The organism is Cupriavidus sp. USMAA2-4, from assembly GCF_001854305.1.
Lineage (GTDB): Bacteria > Pseudomonadota > Gammaproteobacteria > Burkholderiales > Burkholderiaceae > Cupriavidus > Cupriavidus malaysiensis.
In genome coordinates this window covers 563338-584288 of sequence record NZ_CP017748.1, presented here as the reverse complement: position 1 = coordinate 584288, position 20951 = coordinate 563338, and the positions used below count along the sequence as shown (strand labels likewise).

Genomic DNA, 20951 nt, shown 5'->3' with positions numbered 1-20951 from the left:
GCGGGCTTCGATGAGGACGGGGCGAGGCTTCGTCAAAGCGAGCCGAGCCCAAGGCTATCTATCGCAACTCCTGGCCAATAGCGAGCAGTCCTGTCGAGCCTAGGGAGATTACAGGCGGGCAACCGGGAGGCTGTGAATCAGCTGCGTCTGATTTTCTGCAACAGAGTGTGCCGTCTGGCCTCAACGTGCCGGGAAGCGCAGGGCGGCGGGATCGATTGCTGATTTAATGGGGGAGACAGCAGACGTTTCGTCTTGCGAGGGGCGGTGATGCCGAGGCAACGGTGAGGAAGGAAGCTGTGCGGGCATACAGGACATGCCGGTGCAGTGAAGGCGCCCCAGCCGCCGGCACCTTGCATGCCGGCCGCTTCGACTCTGGCGCCTCGCGATGCCGCCCCGGGGCAGGGGCGGTGCGGCACCGGCCCGCGTCAGGGGCCGGTGCGCCATGGGCAATCGCTTAAAACGCGTCGCCCGGCACGCGCACCCAGCCTTCCATCAGCACGCGCGCGCTGCGGCTCATGATGGCCTTGGTCACGACCCATTCGCCGTCGACCTGGCTGGCTTCCGCGCCCACGCGCAGCGTGCCGGAGGGGTGGCCGAAGCGCACCGCGTTGCGTTCGCCGCCGCCGGCGGCGAGGTTGACCAGCGTGCCGGGAATGGCGGCCGCGGTACCGATGGCGACGGCGGCGGTGCCCATCATGGCGTGGTGCAGCTTGCCCATCGACAGCGCGCGCACCAGCAGGTCGACGTCGCCGGCGGCCACGCGCTTGCCGCTGGAGGCGGTGTAGTCCTTGGGCTTGGCGACGAAGGCGACCTTGGGCGTGTGCTGGCGCTTGGCGGCTTCGCTGATGTCCTGGATCAGGCCCATGCGCACCGCGCCCCAGGCGCGGATGGTCTCGAAGCGGGCCAGTGCCTTGGCGTCGCCGTTGATGTCGTCCTGCAGCTCGGTGCCCTGGTAGCCGATCGCTTCGGCTTCGAGGAAGATGGTCGGGATGCCGGCGTTGATCATGGTGGCCTTGAAGGTGCCCACGCCGGGCACTTCGAGGTCGTCGACCAGCTTGCCGGTGGGGAACATGGCGCCGCCGGCGCCTTCTTCCTCGGCGGCCGGGTCCATGAACTCGAGCTGCACCTCGGCGGCGGGGAAGGTCACGCCGTCGAGTTCGAAGTCGCCGGTTTCCTGCACTTCGCCATTGGTGATGGGCACGTGGCCGATGATGGTCTTGCCGATATTGGCCTGCCAGATGCGCACGGTGGCGACGCCGTTGTGCGGGATGCGGGCAGGGTCGACCAGGCCGGCGCTGATGGCGAAGGGGCCGACCGCGGCGGACAGGTTGCCGCAGTTGCCGCTCCAGTCGACGAAGGGCTGGTCGATGGCGACCTGGCCGAACAGGTAGTCGACGTCGTGATCGGGCCGGCTGCTCTTGGCGATGATCACCGTCTTGCTGGTGCTGGAGGTGGCGGCGCCCATGCCGTCGATCTGCTTGCCGTAGGGATCGGGGCTGCCGATCACGCGCATCAGCAGTTTGTCGCGTGCCGGGCCGGGCGCCTGGGCTGCCTCGGGCAGGTCCTGCAGGCGGAAGAACACGCCCTTGCTGGTGCCGCCGCGGATGTAGGTGGCGGGAATCTTGATCTGGGGTACGTGGGCCATGGAATGGGTATCCTGGAAAAACGGGCGGTGCGTTGCCGCACCGCCCGATAGATTACGCCTGGGATGACGCGCGCAATGATGCCTGCGCCAGCGCCTGGAGTGGCGCCTGCGCGCCGGCGCGGTCCCGGCGCATGCGCATGCTCAGGCCGCGGCCTTGGAAGACTCGAGGAAGTCCTGCGCGAAGCGCTGCAGCACGCCGCCGGCTTCGTAGATCGAGACTTCTTCGTCGCTGTCCAGGCGGCAGGTCACCGGCACTTCGACGCGCTCGCCGTTCTTGCGGTGGATGACCAGGGTCAGGTCCGCGCGCGGCTTGCGCGCGCCGATCACGTCGTAGGTCTCGGTGCCGTCCAGGCCCAGCGTCAGGCGGTTCACGCCCGGCTTGAACTCCAGCGGCAGCACGCCCATGCCGATCAGGTTGGTGCGGTGGATGCGCTCGAAGCCTTCCGCCACGATGGCTTCCACGCCGGCCAGGCGCACGCCCTTGGCGGCCCAGTCGCGCGAGGAGCCCTGGCCATAGTCCGCGCCGGCGATGATGATCAGCGGCTGCTTGCGGTCCATGTAGGTCTCGATGGCCTCCCACATGCGCACCACCTTGCCTTCCGGCTCGATGCGCGCCAGCGAACCCTTCTTGACCTGGCCGTCGACCACGGCCATTTCATTGATCAGGGTCGGGTTGGCGAAGGTCGCGCGCTGTGCCGTGAGGTGGTCGCCGCGGTGGGTCGCGTAGGAGTTGAAGTCCTCCTCCGGCAGGCCCATCCTGGCCAGGTACTCGCCGGCCGCGCTGTTGGCCAGGATGGCGTTGGACGGCGACAGGTGGTCGGTGGTGATGTTGTCGCCCAGCACCGCCAGCGGGCGCAGGCCCTGCAGCGTGCGCTCGCCGGCCAGTGCGCCTTCCCAGTACGGGGGGCGGCGGATATAGGTGCTCTGCGCGCGCCAGTCGTACAGCGGGCTGGTCTGCGGGCCGGACTCGACGGCGAAGCTGAACATCGGGTCGTAGACCTTGCGGAACTGCTCCGGCTTGACGCTGCGCGCGACGATGGCGTCGATTTCCTCGTCGCTCGGCCAGATGTCCTTCAGGTAGACCGGCTTGCCGCCCTGGTCGGTGCCCAGCACGTCCTGCTCGATGTCGAAGCGGATGGTGCCGGCGATGGCGTAGGCGACCACCAGCGGCGGCGAGGCCAGGAAGGCCTGCTTGGCATACGGGTGGATGCGGCCGTCGAAGTTGCGGTTGCCGGACAGCACCGCGGTGGCGTACAGGTCGCGCTCGATGATCTCCTGCTGGATCTTGGGATCCAGCGCGCCCGACATGCCGTTGCAGGTAGTGCAGGCAAAGGCGACGATGCCGAAGCCGAGCGCCTCCAGGTCGGGCAGCAGGTCGGCTTCTTCCAGGTAGAGCTGCACCGCCTTCGAGCCGGGCGCGAGCGAGCTCTTGACCCAGGGCTTGCGCGCCAGGCCGCGTGCCTTGGCATTGCGCGCCAGCAGGCCGGCGGCGATCACGTTGCGCGGGTTGCTGGTGTTGGTGCAGCTGGTGATGGCGGCGATGATGACGGCGCCGTCGGGCATCTGCCCCGGCACTTCCTCCCACTTGCCGGCGATGCCGCGCGCGGCCAGGTCGGAGGTGGGCAGGCGCTTGTGCGGATTGGACGGGCCGGCCATGTTGCGCACCACGCTCGACAGGTCGAACTTGAGCACGCGCTCGTACTCGGCGTCCTTGAGCGTGTCGGCCCACAGGCCGGCGGTCCTGGCGTAGGTCTCGACCAGCTTGACCTGTTCGTCGTCGCGGCCGGTCAGGCGCAGGTAGTCGAGGGTCTGGCCGTCGATGAAGAACATCGCGGCGGTGGCGCCATACTCGGGCGCCATGTTGGAGATGGTGGCGCGGTCGCCCAGGGTCAGGCTGGCGGCGCCTTCGCCGCGGAATTCGAGGTAGGCGCCGACCACTTTTTCCTTGCGCAGGAACTCGGTCAGGGCCAGCACGATGTCGGTGGCGGTGATGCCGGGCTGGCGGCGGCCGCTCAGCTCGACGCCGACGATGTCGGGCAGGCGCATCCACGAGGCGCGGCCCAGCATCACGTTCTCGGCTTCCAGGCCGCCCACGCCGATGGCGATCACGCCCAGCGCGTCCACGTGCGGGGTGTGGCTGTCGGTGCCGACGCAGGTGTCGGGGTAGGCCACGCCGTTCTGCGCCTGGATCACCGGAGACATCTTCTCCAGGTTGATCTGGTGCATGATGCCGTTGCCCGGGGGGATCACGTCGACGTTCTGGAAGGCCTTCTTGGTCCAGTTGATGAAGTCGAAGCGGTCTTCGTTGCGGCGGTCCTCGATGGCGCGGTTCTTGGCGAAGGCATCGGGGTCGAAGCCGCCGCATTCCACCGCCAGCGAGTGGTCGACGATGAGCTGCACCGGCACCACCGGGTTGACCTTGGCGGGATCGCCGCCCTGGTCGGCGATGGCGTCGCGCAGGCCGGCCAGGTCGACCAGCGCGGTCTGGCCGAGGATGTCATGGCACACCACGCGGGCGGGGAACCAGGGGAAATCGAGGTCGCGGCGGCGCTCGATCAGCTGCTTCAGCGAATCGGTCAACGTGGCCGGATCGCAGCGGCGCACGAGGTTCTCGGCCAGCACGCGCGAGGTGTAGGGCAGTTTGTCGTAGGCACCCGGCTGGATTGCCTCGACCGCGGCGCGCGCGTCGAAGAAGTCCAGCTTGGTGCCCGGCAGAGGTTTGCGGTTTGCAGTATTCATGGCGTGGGGAGGATGCAGTGCGGTGACCGGTGGCCCGAGGGCCGGCCCGGCATGGCGCCGGGTCGGCCTGGCTGCGTATCAGCGCTTCTCGATCGGCACGAACTTGAGGTTATCCGGCCCGGTGTAGTTGGCGCTGGGGCGGATGATCTTGTTGTCGATGCGCTGCTCGATGATGTGCGCGGCCCAGCCCGAGGTGCGCGCGATGACGAACAGCGGGGTGAACATGGCGGTGGGCACGCCCATCATGTGGTAGCTGACGGCGCTGAACCAGTCCAGGTTGGGGAACATCTTCTTGATGTCCCACATCACGGTCTCCAGGCGCTCGGCGATGTCGAACATCTTCATCGAGCCGGCGTCCTTGGACAGATTGCGCGCGACTTCCTTGATGACCTTGTTGCGCGGGTCGCCGATGGTGTACACCGGGTGGCCGAAGCCGATCACCACTTCCTTGTTCTCCACGCGGCGCGTGATGTCGGCCTGGGCCTCGTCGGGGGTGTCGTAGCGCTTCTGGATCTCGAAGGCCACTTCGTTGGCGCCGCCGTGCTTCGGGCCGCGCAGCGCGCCGATGGCGCCGCAGATCGACGAGTACATGTCCGAGCCGGTGCCGGCGATGACGCGGCCGGTGAAGGTCGAGGCGTTGAACTCGTGCTCCGCGTACAGGATCAGCGAGGTGTGCATGGCGCGCTCCCACAGGGCCGAGGGCTTCTCGCCGTGCAGCAGGTGCAGGAAGTGGGCGCCGATGGAGTCGTCGTCGGTCTCGACCTCGATGCGGCGGCCGTTGTGGCTGTAGTGGTACCAGTACAGCAGCATCGAGCCGAGGCTGGCCATCAGGCGGTCGGCGATGTCGCGCGCGTCGGGGGTGTTGTGGTCGTCCTTCTCGGGCAGCACGGTGCCGAGCACGGACACGCCGGTGCGCATCACGTCCATCGGGTGGGCGCTGGCGGGCACCCATTCGAGGGCGGCCTTGACGTTGGCGGGCAGGCCGCGCAGGGCCTTGAGCTTGGTCTTGTAGGCGCGCAGCTCGGCCTTGGTGGGCAGCTTGCCGTGCACCAGCAGGTGGGCGATCTCCTCGAATTCGCAGGCATCGGCGATGTCGAGGATGTCGTAGCCGCGGTAGTGCAGGTCGTTGCCGCTGCGGCCGACCGTGCACAGCGCGGTGTTGCCGGCGGTCACGCCGGACAGGGCCACGGACTTCTTGGGCTTCGGAGCGACTTGCGGTTGCGCTTCGGACATGTTGTGGGTCTCCTTGGTTTCCTGGTGCGGGAATGTCTGGTGCGGGAATCGTCCGGGCACCGCCGCCGCGCCATCGCGCGGCACGCCGGCCCCCCGGAGCGGATACAAGCGGATATGAGAGCTTACTTGGCCTTGCCTTGGGCGAACAGGGCGTCGAGCTTCTGCTCGAAAGCATGGTAGCCGATGCTCTCGTACAGTTCAGCGCGCGTCTGCATGGTGTCGACCACGTTTTTCTGGGTGCCGTCGCGGCGGATGGCCAGGAAGACGTTCTCGGCGGCCTTGTTCATGGCACGGAAGGCCGACAGCGGGTAGAGCGCCATGGCGATGCCGACGCCGCGCAGGTCGTCCACGGTGAACAGCGGCGTGGCGCCGAACTCGGTCAGGTTGGCCAGCACCGGCACCTTCACCGCCTCGACGAACTGCCGGTACATGCCCAGCTCGGTCATGGCTTCCGGGAAGATGGCGTCGGCGCCGGCTTCCACGCAGGCCACGGCGCGCTCGATGGCCTTGTCCAGGCCTTCCACGGCGAGCGCGTCGGTGCGGGCCATGATGACGAAGTTGGGGTCGGTGCGGGCGTCGACGGCGGCCTTGATGCGGTCGACCATCTCGCCCTGGCTGACGATTTCCTTGTTGGGACGGTGGCCGCAGCGCTTGGCGCCGACCTGGTCCTCGATGTGCATGGCGCCGGCGCCCGCCTTGATCAGGGAGCGGGTGGTGCGCGCCACGTTGAAGGCCGAGGAGCCGAAGCCGGTGTCGACGTCGACCAGCAGCGGCGTATCGCACACATCGGTGATGCGGCGCACATCGGTCAGCACATCGTCCAGGCCGGAAATGCCGAGATCGGGCAGTCCCAGCGAGCCCGCGGCCACGCCGCCGCCCGACAGGTAGATGGCGCGGTAGCCGGCGCGCTTGGCCAGCAGGGCGTGGTTGGCATTGATGGTGCCGACGATCTGCAGCGGCTGCTCGTCGGCCAGGGCCTGGCGGAAGCGGGCGCCGGCGGAGCGGGCCAGTTCGGAAGCGGTGAAAGTCATGGGCGGTTGCCTGGGTTGCCTATTGGGACGGAACGATATGTACGAATCTCGGCGAGACACCCATCTAGCGCAAAGCCTGTGCCAGGGCCGTCCACGGCGCTGCGGGAATACCCGCCAGCCCTTGCCGGTGCTGGGTTGGCGCCATTGCGGGTGGGCTCGCGGGACGCTCCAGGCGAGCGCGGATGCCGTCTCCGGCATTGCAAGCTGGAAATTTGCATTTCAATATTGAAATGCTGGAGGGCAAGGCGGACAATGGCCGCATGCAGCCGCCTTCCGGACCCGCCATGAGCAGCATCCTTCCCCCCAACGCCCGCCCGCGCATCTGGGCCATCGGCATCAGCCGCCTGTCGCGCGCCTTCGCCGACTTGATCCCCGCCTATGCCGGCCGGGCCGAGTTCCGCATCGTCGGCAAGGGCTACGAGGCCGCCGCCAGCGCCATCGTCCGCGAGGCACGCGAGGGCCGGCTCGACGCGGTGGTGGCGGGCGGCTCCAACGGCGCCTACCTGCGCCAGCACGTCGACGTGCCGGTGGTGCTGGTCAAGGTGACCGGATTCGATGTGATGAGCGCGCTGGCCACGGCCCGCCGCATCTCGCCCCAGGTGGCGCTGGTGACGCATGCCTCGACCTACGCCGAGGTCGACGAGTTCGTGCGCGCCTTCTCGCTCTCGATTCCGGCCTACACCTACCTGACCGAAGACGACGCCACGGCGCGCGTCAAGGCCCTGCGCCAGGAAGGCATCAAGGTGGTGGTGGGGCCCGGCCTGGTCACCGACCTGGCTGACAAGCACGGCCTGGTGGGCGTGTTCCTGTACTCGGGGGTATCGGTGCGCGGTGCGCTGGAAGATGCCATCGAGGCTGCCCGGCTGCGCCGCATCGAGGCGGCCCGTCGCGACTACGTCAACACCATCCTGGCGCACCTGAACGAAGGCGTGGCCGCGGTCGACGCGGAAGGGCGCATCCAGTCCTTCAACCCGGCCATGGAGCGTTTTCTCGGCACGCCGGCCGGCAACGCGGTGGGGCGCCGGCTGCAGCTGCTGGCGCCGGGCTTGTCGCTGGACGGCGTGATGCACAGCGGCGAAAAGGAGCTGGAGGCCATCCACAAGCTCGGCGACAAGATGGTGGTGGTCAACCGTATCCCCATCGCCGGCGAGGGCGGGGTGACCGGCGCGGTGCTGACCATCCAGGATGCCAATGCGATCCAGCGGGTCGACCGCAACCTGCGCTCGCGCAACCGCGCGCGGCCGGTCGGCGTGCGCTACAGCCTGGACGACCTGGCCGGCGCCTCGGCCGCCATGCAGCACCTGCGCGAGCTGGCGCGCCGCTACGCGGTGGTCGACTCCACCGTGCTGATCGGCGGCGAAAGCGGCACCGGCAAGGAAGTGCTGGCGCAAGGCATGCACGATGCCAGCCCGCGCCGTGCCTTTCCCTTCGTCGCGGTCAACTGCGCGGCCTTTCCGGAAGCCTTGCTCGAAAGCGAGCTGTTCGGCTACGAGGAGGGCGCTTTCACCGGCGCGCGGCGCGGCGGCAAGGCCGGCCTGTTCGAGTCGGCCCACAACGGCACGCTCTTTCTGGACGAGGTGGGCGACATGCCGCCTTCGCTGCAGACGAGGCTGCTGCGCGTGCTGCAGGAAAAGCAGGTGCTGCCGATCGGCGGGCTGGAGCCAGTGCCGGTCAATGTGCGGGTGATCGCCGCCACCCACCGCGACCTGGCCGCGATGGTGCGGGAAGGGGGCTTCCGCCAGGACTTGTACTACCGGCTCAATATCCTGCGCATCGAGATGCCGCCGCTGCGCGCGCGTGCCGGCGACCTGCCCGAACTGGCGGAACTGCTGTACCGCCGTGCCCAGGAGCGCCTGGGCCTGGCGCATCCGGGCGCGCTGCCCGCGCCGGTGCGGGCGCGCCTGGCGCACTACGGCTGGCCGGGCAATATCCGTGAGCTGGAGAACGTGACCGAGCGCATCGCCGTCCTGGTCGGCGGCCGCCGCCTGGCGGCCGGCGAACTGTTGCATGAGCTGCAGGGCGCGGTGCCCGAACTGTTCGCCGGGGCGGACGTGGCCGACCCGTCCGGCGCCGCCGCGCCCGCCGTGCCGGCCGAGGCGCCGCCGGCCGCCGCGCCCGCGCGGGTGGAGCGTCAACGGCAGGCGCCGCCGCAGTCGCTGGCGGGCGTGGCGCGCGCCAGCCAGGCCGAGCATATCCGCCAGGTGCTGGCCCAGTGCGGCGGTAATCGCACGCAGGCCTGCCACCTGCTCGGCATCAGCCCGACCACGCTCTGGCGCCGCCTGCGCGACGCGCCGGCGGACGAGGCTGCCTAGGCTGCCTGGACCGCTGACTCACTAATCCGGCGCGGCCCCGCTGGCCGGCGGCGGCTCGAGGCCCTTCGCGGCCAGCCATTCGGCATTGAACAGGCGGCCGAAGTACAGGTCGCCACGGTCGCACAGCAGGGTCACGATGGTGTGGCCGGGCCCCATCTGGCGCGCCAGCGCCACCGCCGCCGCCACATTGATGCCAGACGAGCCGCCGACGAACAGGCCTTCCTCGCGCAGCAGCCGATAGACCATGTCCACGCAGGCGCGGTCGTCGACGCGGATGGCGTCGTCGATCGGCGTGCCCTCCAGGTTGGCGGTGACGCGGCTCGAGCCGATGCCCTCGGTGATCGAGCTGCCTTCGACCTTGATTTCGTGGTGCTTGACGTAGTGGTAGAGCCCGCTGCCATGGGGGTCGGCCAGCACGATGCGCACATGCGGGCTGCGCTCCTTCAGGCAGCGCGACACGCCGGCCAGGGTGCCGCCGGTGCCGGTGGCGCAGACAAAGGCGTGCAGGTGGCCGGCGGTGGCTTGCCAGATCTCGGGACCGGTGGTCTCGTAGTGGGCCTGGCGGTTGGCCAGGTTGTCAAACTGGTTGGCCCAGATGGCGTTCTCGATCTGCGCTGCGAGCCGCCCGGCGATCTTCTGGTAGTTGTCGGGGTCGGCATAGGGCTTGGCCGGCACGGCCCGCACCTCGGCGCCGAGCAGGCGCAGCCGCGCCATCTTCTCCGGCGACTGGGTGTCGGGAATCACCACGATGCAGCGGTAGCCGCGCGCCGCGCAGAGGTGGGCCAGGCCGATGCCGGTATTGCCGGCCGTGCCTTCCACCACGGTGCCGCCGGGGCGCAGCGTGCCGCGGTGCTCGGCGTCGCGCAGGATGTAGAGCGCGGCGCGGTCCTTGACCGAGCCGCCCGGATTGAGGAATTCCGCCTTGCCGAGGATATCGCAGCCGGTCTCGGCGCTGAGGCTTGCCAAGCGGATCAGCGGTGTATTGCCGATGGTGCCGACGAAGCCGTCCCTGACGCCCATGATGCACTCCCGGGCACGCCCGATGCGCGCCGTCCTCAGTGTGTGATAGGCGGCGGACCGGGCCTTGACAAGGGCGAGGTGGCGCGGGCGGGTGCCTGGGAGAGACGACGTGCGGAGGAAAGGGGGCGCGCGGCGGGCGGGCCTGCCTCAGGCGGCCTGCAGCCAGCGGAAATGGATGTCGCCATCCAGGTAGTCGTCGCGCATGGCGTGGAAGTCACGCACATACTCGCTGTTCAGGTGGGATTCGAGCGCCCGCTTCGAATCCCACACCATGTAGAGCACGAAGACTTCGTGGTCTTCCGCGTCCTGGCCGACGTGGTAGCGCAGGCAACCGGGTTCGCTGGCCCCGCGCTGGCGCATCGAGGTCAGCTTGTCGACCAGCACTTCCCGGCGGTTGGCCTTGGCGCGGGCGATACCGACGAGCGTATAGGTTCCGGACATGGTGGGTCAGCGGGCTATCCAATCTCAGGGCGGCCGATTGTAGCGCCGCCGCCGCCTGCCGGTCCAATGCCCGAGGCCGGCGAACGGACATTGTGCAGAGCGCCTTGACAAGGCGCCGGCGCGGCGTTCCGGCACCGGAGTGCCGTCGGCGCCGCAGCGGGGGTGGCGGCGCGGGCCCTCTCAGGCCGCTTCCATCCACCGTGATGCCGGCCTGGCGGATGAAGGCGCCGTAGTGCGTGCGATCGGCGCGCTGGCGCTCGGCGAAGGCGCCGACAGGCATCGGCGCCAGGGCATCCTGCCGGAGCCCGCCGGACGCGGCTGGAGCCGCTGCGGCACGTTACCGCTTGAAGTGCCGCGCCCCACCGCGCCGCCGCGCTTGCGAGGCTAAAGACCGCATGCATCCTGCCGTTAATCGAGACCGGCGAAAACCACATGAAATGCCGGTTTGCCAGCAGATAGCCTAGGGGAGCATGCATGCTGAAACGGATCAGGGCGGAGCAGTTGGGGGTCGGGATGTTCGTCGCCAGGCTCGGCGGCCCGTGGATCAACCATCCATTCTGGCGCTCGCGCTTCCTGATCACCGAGGAAGATCAGATCCAGCAGATCGTCGGCGCGGGCGTGCAGGACGTCTGGATCGATATCCTCAAGGGGCGCAACGTGGCGGCCGCCGAAGCACCGCCACCGCCATCGCCGACGCCGGTGACGGGCGGCGAGAGCAGGGCGGTGCCACTGGAAGCCGAACTGGCGCGGGCACGCGAGATCGTCGCCAACGGCAAGTCCGTGGTCGGCTCCATGTTCGCCGCGGCGCGCATGGGCAAGGTGATGGAAGTGAGCGGCGCGCTGCTGCTGGTCGATTCGGCCTCCAGTTCGCTGTCGCGCCACGCGCAGGCGCTGATCGCGCTCGCCCGGCTCAAGACCAGGCATGACTACACCTATCTGCACTCCTTCGCCGTCTGCGCCCTGATGATCGCCACCGGCCGCGCGCTGGGCCTGCCGGATGCCGAAGTGCGCCAGCTCGGCCTGGGCGGACTGGTGCACGACATCGGCAAGGTCGCCGTGCCGGACACCATCCTGAACAAGACCGCGGCGATGACGGCGGCCGAGGAGGAGACCATGCGCCGCCATCCATCCGCAGGCTACCGCATCCTCAACGAGGCGCGGCTCTACACCCACATCCCGCTCGACGTCTGCATCCATCACCACGAGCGGGTCGACGGCCGGGGTTATCCTTTTGGCCTCGCCGCCCATGAGATCAGCCTGCACGCCAAGATTGCCGCGGTCTGCGACACCTACGATTCGCTGACCTCCAACCATCCCGGCCACCAGGCCTGGTCTCCGGCCCGCGCGATGGAGTACATCGCGGTGCGGGTCGATACCTTGTTCGACCGTACCGCCTTCCAGGCCTTTGCACGCTCGGTCGGCATCTATCCGGTCGGCACCGTGCTGCGCCTGGCGTCGAACCGGCTGGCCGTCGTGTGTGAGCAGAACCCTGCGGCACCGCTGCAGCCGGGCGCCATCGTCTTCCACTCGATCGCCGACGCGGCACCGCTGCCGGCGGAGCGCATCGAGCTGATCGACGGCAACGACAGCGTGCTGGCCTTCGAGAATGCGCGCGACTGGGGCTACACCGACGAGCAGATGCTGGCGCTGTGCGCCGATCCCGCGGGCGGCGCGCTGGGGCGCGAGCTGGCCGAGATCGCCGGGGGCTGACGTCCGGGGTCCACGAACTTATGATGCGGGGCACCGGCGTCCCACCGCCATCATCGGCGTCGCCCCTGCGGATGGGCAGGCGCGCCGTCTGGCCTCCCGCATCATGACCGGCGTGTGACAGGCGCAGGGGCAGGGCCGTTGCCGTGCCGCGTGCCGGGACGGCGGCCCGCGCTCCCTCGGGCTGGCGGGCCCGCCGCAGCGCGGGCGCGACGGGTGCGCGCGCGAGAACTTTTCCCCACCAAAGCGTGGCACCTACCGAAGCAGGGTAACGCCGGATTCCCCGGCACTCAATAATCCACACCAGCAAGCGTTGACCCCTTGCTACTTCCCGGTAGGGTGTAGGCACTCCCCGCGCCTACACCCTCTTTTTTCGCGGTGATCGCACCTTTCTCACCTGGTGCGCGAAGACCGCGCGGAAGACTGCCGCTACGCGCTGCGGGCGGCATTGGCACGGATCGACGCCGTCTTGTCTCGTGCGCATTCTCTCGCTGACCTACCCCGCTTGAGAAGGGAAAAGGTGCGGGCATCGATCCCCCAAAAGAGGGGAGCGATGAAATCTATTCTCACGCAGAATCTTCGACCGCCTAGCAAGTGTTTCGCGCATACGCGATCCGTTACGCGATCAGTCGATTCGGATCCTGGTCCCGCGCCGGCAGCGGTCCGGCGCCGTCCTCCCTGGGATTCACCGATGCGGATCGACTGGTTCCAGGCTTTCCCCGCCATCGGCGAAGGGATTTCCGGCGCGGCCTGCCGCCGCCCCCGCCAGGGCGCACTGCGGATATCGCGGAGTTTGGGATTGCCAGCGAATGCTGCTTGTTCTTGTTGCCGTTCTACCCATCATTGTTGTGCCGATGCATTTGCGGGTATCTCACCGCCCGCGGCGCAGCCGGGGCCTTGGGTTCCGATGCGAGGGCATCTCAAGTTCCACCAAGCGGTAAAAGGTATGGAAATAGAACAGAAGATAATATTCTCTGGTGAGCAATTGGATGTTTATTTTGCTTCTTATGTGGGTATGGAAGGGGGTAATCCCGCTGCGGCGATCTGGTTTTGCGATAGCACACCGCATCCCTGGACCGAATCGCTGCTGGCACCGCTGATTCCACGGCGGCATCCCGGCGCATGGGATGCCGCATTCCGCGCGACTAACCGCGAAGCCATGGAACGCTGGCAGTCGCACCAGAAGGTGGCGCGCATCATGTGCGCCGCGCGCACCCAGGTCCTGGGCCCGTCCCGAGAAATCAGCAGTTGGCAGGACTACTACGCCAATCATCTCTACGCACCGGGTGGCGCCGAATTCAAGCTGAGCCTGTTCCCGTTGCCGGCTCATCTGGTCGGCGACCAGCCCTGGTCGAAGGCCTTCCGCGGACAGCCCGAACTCGTGCCCAAGCAGCGCTACCTGGAGCGCTGCCGCAACGGCGGGCGTTTCCGCTTCATCAGCGAGATCCGGCGACGCTGGCGGCCCAAGCTCGTGGTCTGCCTGGGCGAGCGGCACCGTGAGGATTATGTGCGCGCCTTCGGCCTCGAGCGCGCCAGCGCACGCGACTACGTGCTGCAGCCCGCCGACCTGGCCAAGACCCTGCGCCTGTTCGAGGCCGACGGCACCACCTGGGTGATCTGTCCGGCGCTGGCGGGCGCGTCGGGGCTGACCTCGGACGTGCTGCTCGAGGCCATGGGCCGCTATATCGCGCGCTGGCTCGAGCCGGGCGATTTCCCGAACTGACGGCCGATCGGCGGCCGGCCCCGGCTCGCGGGACTGTCCGCCGCCGGCGCGCTGCGCTCAGTCGGGGGCTTCGCTGCGGATCAGCAGCACGGGCTTGCCGCTCTTGTGCAGTACGCCTTCGGCCACGCTGCCCATCACCAGGCGCTTCACGCCGCGTCGGCCGTGGGTGCCGAGCACCAGCAGGTCGGCATCCCAGCGCACAGCCTCCTGGATGATGGTGTCGGAAATCATGCCGGGACCCACCGGCTTGTCGATCAGCCTGGTGCTGTGGCGCACGCCCTCGGCGGCAAGGCGCGCCGCGGCAGCCGACAGCGCTTCGTTGCCGGCTGCCATGATGCTGTCCATGATCTTGGACGGGTCGAAGTAGCCGACGTCGAAGAACAGATCGCTGTTGTCGGCGATGAAGATCGCCTCGACCTCGGCGCCGGTGGCCTTGGCGACCGTGATGGCCTGGCTCAGGGCCAGATCCGAGGAACGGCTGCCGTCGACGGCAAGCAGGATGCGCTGGTACATGGCAAGTCTCCAGGAAACGGGCAGGTTGTTGGGGGCGGGGCATCCCCGTGCCCCAAGGTTAGGTGATCGGGCGGCTGGCACATTGATGCCCGTCAAGACCGGCGGGGCCCGCCCGGGCGGACAAGCGCTTGCGCCGGCGAGGTGCCGGCGCGTGCGATCATTGCATATGCTGGCCGCCGTTGATGGCGATATTGGCGCCGGTCACGTAACCGGCGTCATCGGAGCACAGGTAGGCGATCAACGCCGCCACTTCGTCCGGGCGCCCCAGGCGCCCGACCGGGATCTGCGGCAGGATCTTGGCCTGCAGGATCTCGGCCGGCACATCGGTCACCATCTTGGTCGCCAGGTAGCCCGGTGACACCGTGTTGACGGTCACCCCCTTGCCGGCCAGTTCCAGCGCCAGGGATTTCGTGAAGCCATGCATGCCCGCCTTGGCCGCGGCGTAGTTGGCCTGGCCGAAGGCACCCTTGGAACCGTTGACCGAAGAGATATTGATGATCCGTCCCCAGCCGCGTGTGCTCATGCCGTCGGTGAAGGGCTTGGTCATATGGAAGACCGAATCCAGGTCGGTGCGCAGCACGTCGTCCCACTCCGCCTTCTCCATGCGCTTGAAGGTCCGGTCGCGCGTGATGCCGGCATTGTTGACGAGGATGTCGACCGTGCCGAAGCGCGCCAGGATCTCGCTGGCGCAGCGCTGGCAGTCGTCATAGTCGGCCACGTCGACACCGAAGGCGGCGAAGTCGCGGCCCTCCGCGCGCTGGCCGTCCAGCCACGCCTGCACGTGATCGTTGCCGGGCGAGTGGGTCACGATGACGCGGTGGCCGGCGGCATGCAGGCGGGCGGCGATGGCCTCGCCGAGGCCGCCCATGCCTCCCGTCACCAGGGCGATGCGCGCATTCCGCTCATTCGCCACGGCGGCTCCTTGCGCGCGCCGCCGCTTCGTGGCCGGCCGCGCCGTTGGCATGCGCCGCGTTCGGCTGCAGGAAGGCATTGGTCAGCACCGAATTGAACTGGCCGAAGCGGTCGAACCACTCCTGCACCGGCGCGGGCATCGGCATCGCGAACTGCGGGCCGGCGGTGGCATTGCCCTGCAGTTTCTGCCAGCTATCGCCGGCTTCGCGCAGATGCTCGGCCAGTTCGGCCTGGTTGTGGCTGGCCAGCGCCGTGTACTCCTCGCAGAGGCGCGTGTACTGCTCGGTCTGCTGGCGCATCAGCGCCGCCGGCAGCGCCGCCAGGTCGGCGACGGTGCCGGCGTGCGATACCTCGTTGACGATTTCCTTCGAGCCGGCGATGGCCTGGTCGACCGCCTTGAGCTGGAACGCCAGCAGGCGCTGCTGGCGCTCCAGCATCAGCAGGGTGCCGCGTAGCGCAGCCTGCATGCCGGTGCGGAATACTTCCAAGGGAATGTCGTTGGGATTTGCCATGGAGGCCTCCTGGTTGGCTTGGCGACGTGGATGGGGCATTGCGCGGCGGCGATGCCGCCGTGGCGCATGGCCGCATGCCCCGGAGGGCGCGGGCCGCGTGGTAAGGAATGACTCATTCTAGGCAGTGTGGCCGGCGGCGGATTGATACGTATCAATTTCATTGCCAAGGAGCGGCACCGCACGGCGTGGCAAGGCGCGGATCGCGGCAGAAGGCGCCGCCAGCCCGAAGAAAGAGGGGAATGCCACAAGCTACGCGGCAGGGTGCGGCAAGGTGCGGCGAGGTGCGGGGGCGTCGGCCGGCTTGATGTGTATCAAGCTCGTGCCGGGCGCAATGCCTAGACTATCGGCAAGGTGCGCGCCGCGCAGGTAAGGTTCCGCCCGTCCCGGGCCGCGCGCCGCGTTGCAGCCACCCGCGTTGCGGCCACTTATCCAACGCTTCGGCAAGGCAGGACAGACATGGAAAACACCGTCATCGTCTTCTACTCGCGCACCGGTACCACGCGCCAGGTGGCCGAGCAGCTGGCGGCCCAACTCGGCGCCGAGGTCCATGAGGTGCGTGACGTGCGCAGCCGCGCCGGCCTGGCGGGAGACGTGCGCTGCGTGGTCGATAACCTGCTGCAACGCCATGTCGCCTACGCCTACGACGGCCGGCCGCTCGCGGCTTATGACCAGGTGGTGCTGCTCACGCCGATCTGGATCGGCCGGCTGGCCGCGCCGATGCGCAGTTTCCTCGCCGACCAGGGGCGCGTGCAGGGACGGCTCGCGGTGGTCTGCCTGATGGCCTCGCGCGGCGCTTTCAACGCCATCGAGGAAGTGGCGCGGCTGAGCGGCAAGGTGCCGCAGCCGGTGCTGGCCCTGCTGCAACGCCAGGTGCAGACGGGCGAGGCGCGCGAGATGCTGGATGGCTTCGTCGGCCAGATCGCGGCCGCCGCGCAGGCGGACGGCGGCGCACGGCGCGCCTGGCTGTCGCCGCACGAGGCCTGAGCCTGGCGCCGGCCTGACCGCCGCGGCCTCCCTTCGCACGGATGGCGATGCAACTCCGCTTCCTCGGTGCCACCGATACCGTGACCGGCTCGAAGTATGTGCTGGAAGCGGGTGTTCGCCGCGTCATGATCGACTGCGGCCTGTTCCAGGGCTACAAGGCGCTGCGCCTGCGCAACTGGGACCCGCTGCCGCTCGACCCTGCGAGCCTGGACGCGGTGGTGCTGACCCATGCCCACCTGGACCACAGCGGCTACCTGCCATTGCTGGTGCGCCGGGGTTTCCGCGGACGTGTCTACTGCACCGAAGGCACGGCACGGCTGTGCGAGATCCTGCTGGCAGACAGTGCGCGGCTGGCCGAGGAAGACGCGCACGACGCCAACCGGCACGAAGCCGGCGCTGGCACTGTATGGTGTGGCCGACGCCGCGCGCGCGCTGCGGCATCTGCAGCCGACCGGATTCGGCGCGCGCTTTCCCGTCGCACGGGGGATCGAGGTGGAATTCCGCCATGCCGGCCACATCATCGGCGCCGCCATCGTCGTGCTCCACGTCGACGGCCGGCGCCTGGTGTTCTCCGGCGACCTCGGCCGCCAGCACGACGTGGTGATGCAGGCGCCGGAGACCGTGGGCGAAGGCGACTGCCTGCTGGTCGAATCCACCTACGGCAACCGCCAGCACAGTACCGAGGACCCGCTCGACACCATCTCGCGCATCGTCGAGCGCACCGCCGCCCAGGGCGGCACGCTGCTGATCCCGACCTTCGCGGTCGGGCGCGCGCAGAGCCTGCTGTACTGCCTCCACCGCCTGCAAGTGCAGGGCCGCCTGCCCGATGTGCCGGTCTACCTGAACAGCCCGATGGCGCGCGACGCCACCCAGGTGTTCTGGCTGCATCAGGACGAACTGCGCATCGGCCGGGCCGAATGCAATGCGGCCTGCTCGCTGCCCATCTATGTGCGCAGCGTGGAAGAGTCGATCCGCCTGAACGAGAATCGCGCCGCCAAGATCATCCTGGCCGGCAGCGGCATGGCGACCGGCGGACGCATCCTGCATCACCTGGAGGCTTTCGGGCCGGACCCGCGCAACTGCATCCTGCTGTCGGGCTTCCAGGCCGGCGGCACGCGCGGGGCGGCGCTGGCCGGCGGCGCCCGCTTGCTGCGCATCCACGGCAAGGAAGTGCCCATCAACGCCAATGTCGAGCAGTTGACCAGCCTGTCCGCGCATGCCGATGCCGACGAGATCCTGGCCTGGCTGCGCGGCTTCGCCAGGGCACCGCGGCGCACCTTCATCGTCCATGGCGAGCCGGATGGCGCCGATGCGCTGCGCCAGCGCATCGAACACGAACTAGGCTGGCCCGTGACGATGCCCGAATACCGGGGCGTCTATCCGCTCGAGTGAGCCAAGGTGCCCGGCGCCGCATCGAGCGTCGAGGCGACAGCGTTGCGGCCGCCGCGCTTGGCCGCGTAGAGCAGGGCGTCGGTGCGCTTGAGCAGCGCATCCAGTCCTTCGCCGTCCTCGAGCGCGGCCACGCCGAAGCTGGCCGTCACGCGCTCCGACGCCGGCAGCATGGGCCACGGCATGGTTTCGAACGCGCGGCGCAGCCGCTCGGCCAGGCTGCCGGCGCCCGCGGCGTCGGTGTCCGCCAGCAGCACGGCGAACTCCTCTCCGCCGATGCGGGCGGCGACGTCGCGCTGGCGCACGCATTGGGCGATGACCGCGCCGAAGCCCGCCAGCACGGCATCGCCGGCGGTGTGGCCGTAGGCATCGTTGATGCGCTTGAAGTGATCGATGTCGGCCAGCACCAGGCTCAGCGGCCGGCCGCCGCGCGGCGGGATGGCCTGCCGCGCCAGGTTCTCGAAGCCGCGGCGGTTGCGCAGTTGGGTCAAGGCGTCGGTGTCGCGCTCGCTGCGCAGTGCATCGAAGACGTCGGACACCGCTGCCGCGAAGATGGCCAATGACAGCGCCACATTGAGCAGAGCCTGGCCCAACAGGAAGAAGAGCCAGTACGGCGCCTGGCTGAAGGCGCAGGGATCCTTCCCGATCGGTGACAACAGGTTCAGCACCAGGCGCGGCACGAAGCTGAAGGCGAACAGGAGGAAGATCCAGTACAGCACGCGGTCGACCTGACGGCCATGGCGCAGCTTGCCGAGCCGGGCCGCGCCGCTCAGCAGGACCAGGGCTGCGGCACCGTTGTGGATGTAGGTGCGCGCCACCACGTGGGGATCGATGAAGTGGAAATAGGCCAGGGCGGCAAGCTGCAGCAGCGCCACCGCCAGCACCGGCACCGCATCGAAGCGTGCCCCGGCGCGCAACAGCATGCCCCGTTGCAGCAGTACCGTGCTGCAGGCATAGAGCAGGCCCGCGGGCATGGTGTTCCAGGCGAAGTCGCGCGGCGGCCAGAATACCTGGGAGGTGGCGGCCAGTCCGTAGAGGAAGAAGGCAGCGCACACCGACAGCAGATAGCGGTGCGTGCGCTGGCAGGCCCACGCCACCAGACAGCATGAGGAGAAGATCAGCGCGACCGCTGGATTCCCGAGCGCCAGAGCCTGGCCGGTGCAAAGCAACACGATGGCTCCCGTCCCCGTATTCCCGAATTTCCGTTGACCCGTATTTGTGCGCGCGTTGGCGCGTCTGTTCTGCTCGCCCGGCTTGCGGCTGCCGGGCGAGAGGTCGATCCGGTACGTGCGCGGTGCCGCCCGGTCTCGGCCATGCACGGCATTCTAGCGGCATGTGCCACTTCCGTTGCACCACCTCGGCGCCGGAACGGTAAGGAATGGCAAACGATGGTAAGAGCCGGGCGCGAAATTGCTTGTTTTACCCCCTGTTGGAGGGGTATGCAACGAATGGGGCCGGCGCAGCGACGGCCGCCGGCGTCCGATGACTGGCTACCAGCGCGACAGCTTGGCCAGGATGGAAGCTGGAAGCGCGGATATTGTCGACGTGCCCGGCCGTGCGCGCCGCGGCATCGGCGGTGTCGCCGCGCGCGAGCGCATCGATCATGGCGAGGTGTTCGCGGCAGACCGGCTCCAGCCGGCGCTCCAGCCGCTTGAGCGAGAACATGCGGGTCTTGCGCCGCAGCTCGGCGATGCTGGCGGGGCCGCGCATCGTCCATAATCCCATGCCAAACGCGGCGCGCCCGGGCCGCAGCGCATCCGACCATTGTTCCGGCCACCGGTCGACAAGCCATCCGATCACCTATCCGACAACCAGAACGAGGATCCTCCAGCATGCAATCCGTCTTCCATCTCGCCTTCAACGTCACCGATCTCACCGAGGCACGCCGCTTCTACGGTGACGTGCTGGGCTGCCGCGAAGGCCGCAGCACCGAGACCTGGGTCGACTTCGACTTCTTCGGCCACCAGATCTCGCTGCACCTGGGCCAGCCTTTCCAGACCGCGCGCACCGGCCACGTCGGCGACGCGCTGGTGCCGATGCCGCACTTCGGCATCATCCTGCTGCTGCCTGACTGGCAGGCACTGGCGGCGCGCCTGCAGGCGGCCGGCACCGACTTCGTGCTCGCGCCGCAGGTGCGTTTCGAAGGCGAGCCGGGCGAACAGTGGACCATGTTCTTCACCGATCCCTTCGGCAACCCGATCGAGGTCAAGGGCTTCCGCGACTGGGAGGCGGTGTACGCGCACTGAAACCCTGGCGGCGGGCAGCGCCGGCATTGCTTGATGCCGCGCGCCAGGCGCGCGCTGTTCTCGGTCACCACGTCCCATGACACCGACCTGGTGTCGATCATGGCGCGGATCTTGGCCACCTGCGGATCGCGGTGTCCTCATTGACATGGATGCCGCTTTCCTGTGCGAAGGGCTTGAGCCATGCCGCGCGGATCGCATTCTTGTAGGCACCGCCCCAGCTGGCGAAATTGAGATCGGCGGCGTGTGCCGCCAGCGGTACGCAGAGGATGCGGAGGAGGCTGTGCGATGCCGGGCACGCCGCCTCGCACTGGTCCCAGCGCCCCGGAGGGCCTTGAGCCGCCTGCCGCTGCGCCCGGCGGGGCGTGTCGAAGCGGCAAGCCGGCGTGGCGTGCGGACGGTGCGCGCACGTCCCGCGGCATGGCGCTGACACCGCCCGGCGCGCACCGTGCTGCGCGCGCCGACGCACCGGGGCGCGGCCGGAGAGCCGGGGCAGATTGATCCTGGTGCGTAGGTCCGCGATGCCGTGCGCCGGCCTGCGCCCCGA

Annotated in this window: 16 protein-coding genes and 1 pseudogene; 6 read left to right on the top strand and 11 right to left on the bottom strand. The window is 68.8% G+C overall.

The features are described 5' to 3' along the window. Positions 1-454 precede the first annotated feature (454 nt). The 4 genes from prpF to prpB all read right to left on the bottom strand — a co-directional run bounded on the left by prpF (position 455) and on the right by prpB (position 6648). Positions 455-1645 (bottom strand): 2-methylaconitate cis-trans isomerase PrpF, encoded by a 1191-nt coding sequence (gene prpF / locus BKK79_RS02565; RefSeq protein WP_071037023.1) that lies wholly within the window; start codon positions 1643-1645, stop codon positions 455-457. 141 nt (positions 1646-1786) lie between these two features. Further along, positions 1787-4384: a Fe/S-dependent 2-methylisocitrate dehydratase AcnD gene (gene acnD / locus BKK79_RS02560; RefSeq protein ID WP_071037022.1), complete on the bottom strand. Its 2598-nt coding sequence runs from the start codon at positions 4382-4384 to the stop codon at positions 1787-1789. Positions 4385-4462: 78 nt separating this feature from the next. Further along, a complete protein-coding gene (gene prpC, locus BKK79_RS02555; RefSeq protein WP_071016301.1) occupies positions 4463-5617 on the bottom strand; it encodes a bifunctional 2-methylcitrate synthase/citrate synthase in 1155 nt (384 codons plus the stop codon). Positions 5618-5739: 122 nt separating this feature from the next. Beyond that, positions 5740-6648, bottom strand: coding sequence for a methylisocitrate lyase (prpB, locus tag BKK79_RS02550; protein WP_071012567.1), 909 nt, complete (start codon positions 6646-6648; stop codon positions 5740-5742). Positions 6649-6932: 284 nt separating this feature from the next. Here prpB and prpR point away from each other — a divergent pair, with 284 nt between their 5' ends. After that, positions 6933-8960, top strand: coding sequence for a propionate catabolism operon regulatory protein PrpR (gene prpR, locus BKK79_RS02545; protein ID WP_084084844.1), 2028 nt, complete (start codon positions 6933-6935; stop codon positions 8958-8960). A 21-nt stretch (positions 8961-8981) separates the two neighbouring features. On the opposite strand, the gene BKK79_RS02540 is transcribed toward prpR, so the two are convergent. Continuing rightward, positions 8982-9980 carry a cysteine synthase A gene (locus BKK79_RS02540; RefSeq protein ID WP_071037021.1) on the bottom strand — a complete coding sequence of 333 codons (999 nt, stop codon included), beginning with the start codon at positions 9978-9980 and terminating at the stop codon, positions 8982-8984. A gap of 147 nt (positions 9981-10127) precedes the next feature. Beyond that, positions 10128-10421: a putative quinol monooxygenase gene (locus BKK79_RS02535; RefSeq protein ID WP_071012571.1), complete on the bottom strand. Its 294-nt coding sequence runs from the start codon at positions 10419-10421 to the stop codon at positions 10128-10130. A 474-nt stretch (positions 10422-10895) separates the two neighbouring features. On the opposite strand from BKK79_RS02535, the gene BKK79_RS02530 reads away from it, so the two are divergent. Further along, entirely contained in the window at positions 10896-12131 is a 1236-nt protein-coding gene (locus BKK79_RS02530; RefSeq protein ID WP_071012573.1) for an HD-GYP domain-containing protein, read from the top strand. Positions 12132-13287: 1156 nt separating this feature from the next. Beyond that, complete coding sequence (locus tag BKK79_RS02525; protein ID WP_231907894.1) at positions 13288-13851, top strand: XpsR family transcriptional regulator; 564 nt, start codon at positions 13288-13290, stop codon at positions 13849-13851. Between the two features lie 57 nt (positions 13852-13908). Here the strand turns inward: BKK79_RS02525 and BKK79_RS02520 are convergent, their stop codons facing one another. From BKK79_RS02520 to BKK79_RS02510, 3 genes are all read right to left on the bottom strand, one after another. Then, positions 13909-14364: a universal stress protein gene (locus tag BKK79_RS02520; RefSeq protein WP_071012576.1), complete on the bottom strand. Its 456-nt coding sequence runs from the start codon at positions 14362-14364 to the stop codon at positions 13909-13911. A gap of 157 nt (positions 14365-14521) precedes the next feature. Further along, the gene (phbB, locus tag BKK79_RS02515; RefSeq protein ID WP_084084454.1) at positions 14522-15328 is read right to left on the bottom strand and encodes an acetoacetyl-CoA reductase; all 807 of its coding nucleotides are present in this window, start codon (positions 15326-15328) and stop codon (positions 14522-14524) included. Then, positions 15267-15788 (bottom strand): phasin family protein, encoded by a 522-nt coding sequence (locus BKK79_RS02510; protein ID WP_071037020.1) that lies wholly within the window; start codon positions 15786-15788, stop codon positions 15267-15269. Before BKK79_RS02510 ends, phbB begins: the two co-directional genes overlap by 62 nt. Before the next feature lie 456 nt (positions 15789-16244). Between BKK79_RS02510 and BKK79_RS02505 the strand changes: the two genes are divergently transcribed. Together BKK79_RS02505 and BKK79_RS02500 are read left to right on the top strand one after the other, a co-directional pair. Next, entirely contained in the window at positions 16245-16772 is a 528-nt protein-coding gene (locus BKK79_RS02505; RefSeq protein WP_071037019.1) for a flavodoxin family protein, read from the top strand. Between the two features lie 47 nt (positions 16773-16819). Beyond that, positions 16820-18164: pseudogene (locus BKK79_RS02500) on the top strand (MBL fold metallo-hydrolase RNA specificity domain-containing protein). Here the strand turns inward: BKK79_RS02500 and BKK79_RS02495 are convergent. Both BKK79_RS02495 and BKK79_RS41440 read right to left on the bottom strand, forming a co-directional pair. Continuing rightward, positions 18149-19333: a GGDEF domain-containing protein gene (locus BKK79_RS02495; RefSeq protein WP_071012581.1), complete on the bottom strand. Its 1185-nt coding sequence runs from the start codon at positions 19331-19333 to the stop codon at positions 18149-18151. The pseudogene BKK79_RS02500 and the gene BKK79_RS02495 overlap by 16 nt on opposite strands. A gap of 247 nt (positions 19334-19580) precedes the next feature. Next, positions 19581-19961 (bottom strand): FCD domain-containing protein, encoded by a 381-nt coding sequence (locus tag BKK79_RS41440; protein WP_232346261.1) that lies wholly within the window; start codon positions 19959-19961, stop codon positions 19581-19583. Between the two features lie 32 nt (positions 19962-19993). Here BKK79_RS41440 and BKK79_RS02485 point away from each other — a divergent pair, with 32 nt between their 5' ends. Further along, the gene (locus tag BKK79_RS02485; protein WP_071012584.1) at positions 19994-20407 is read left to right on the top strand and encodes a VOC family protein; all 414 of its coding nucleotides are present in this window, start codon (positions 19994-19996) and stop codon (positions 20405-20407) included. The last annotated feature ends 544 nt before the right edge of the window (positions 20408-20951 follow it).

Bases quoted from the DNA above. Each gene is read 5' to 3' on its own strand.
- acnD (WP_071037022.1), bottom strand. From the start codon at position 4,384: ATGAATACTGCAAACCGCAAACCTCTGCCGGGCACCAAGCTGGACTTC.
- BKK79_RS02525 (WP_231907894.1), top strand. From the start codon at position 13,288: ATGGAACGCTGGCAGTCGCACCAGAAGGTGGCGCGCATCATGTGCGCC.
- phbB (WP_084084454.1), bottom strand. From the start codon at position 15,328: ATGCCAACGGCGCGGCCGGCCACGAAGCGGCGGCGCGCGCAAGGAGCC.
- BKK79_RS02510 (WP_071037020.1), bottom strand. From the start codon at position 15,788: ATGGCAAATCCCAACGACATTCCCTTGGAAGTATTCCGCACCGGCATG.
- BKK79_RS02520 (WP_071012576.1), bottom strand. From the start codon at position 14,364: ATGTACCAGCGCATCCTGCTTGCCGTCGACGGCAGCCGTTCCTCGGAT.
- BKK79_RS02540 (WP_071037021.1), bottom strand. From the start codon at position 9,980: ATGGGCGTCAGGGACGGCTTCGTCGGCACCATCGGCAATACACCGCTG.
- BKK79_RS02485 (WP_071012584.1), top strand. From the start codon at position 19,994: ATGCAATCCGTCTTCCATCTCGCCTTCAACGTCACCGATCTCACCGAG.
- prpC (WP_071016301.1), bottom strand. From the start codon at position 5,617: ATGTCCGAAGCGCAACCGCAAGTCGCTCCGAAGCCCAAGAAGTCCGTG.
- BKK79_RS02530 (WP_071012573.1), top strand. From the start codon at position 10,896: ATGCTGAAACGGATCAGGGCGGAGCAGTTGGGGGTCGGGATGTTCGTC.
- prpR (WP_084084844.1), top strand. From the start codon at position 6,933: ATGAGCAGCATCCTTCCCCCCAACGCCCGCCCGCGCATCTGGGCCATC.
- prpB (WP_071012567.1), bottom strand. From the start codon at position 6,648: ATGACTTTCACCGCTTCCGAACTGGCCCGCTCCGCCGGCGCCCGCTTC.
- BKK79_RS02535 (WP_071012571.1), bottom strand. From the start codon at position 10,421: ATGTCCGGAACCTATACGCTCGTCGGTATCGCCCGCGCCAAGGCCAAC.
- prpF (WP_071037023.1), bottom strand. From the start codon at position 1,645: ATGGCCCACGTACCCCAGATCAAGATTCCCGCCACCTACATCCGCGGC.
- BKK79_RS02505 (WP_071037019.1), top strand. From the start codon at position 16,245: ATGGAAAACACCGTCATCGTCTTCTACTCGCGCACCGGTACCACGCGC.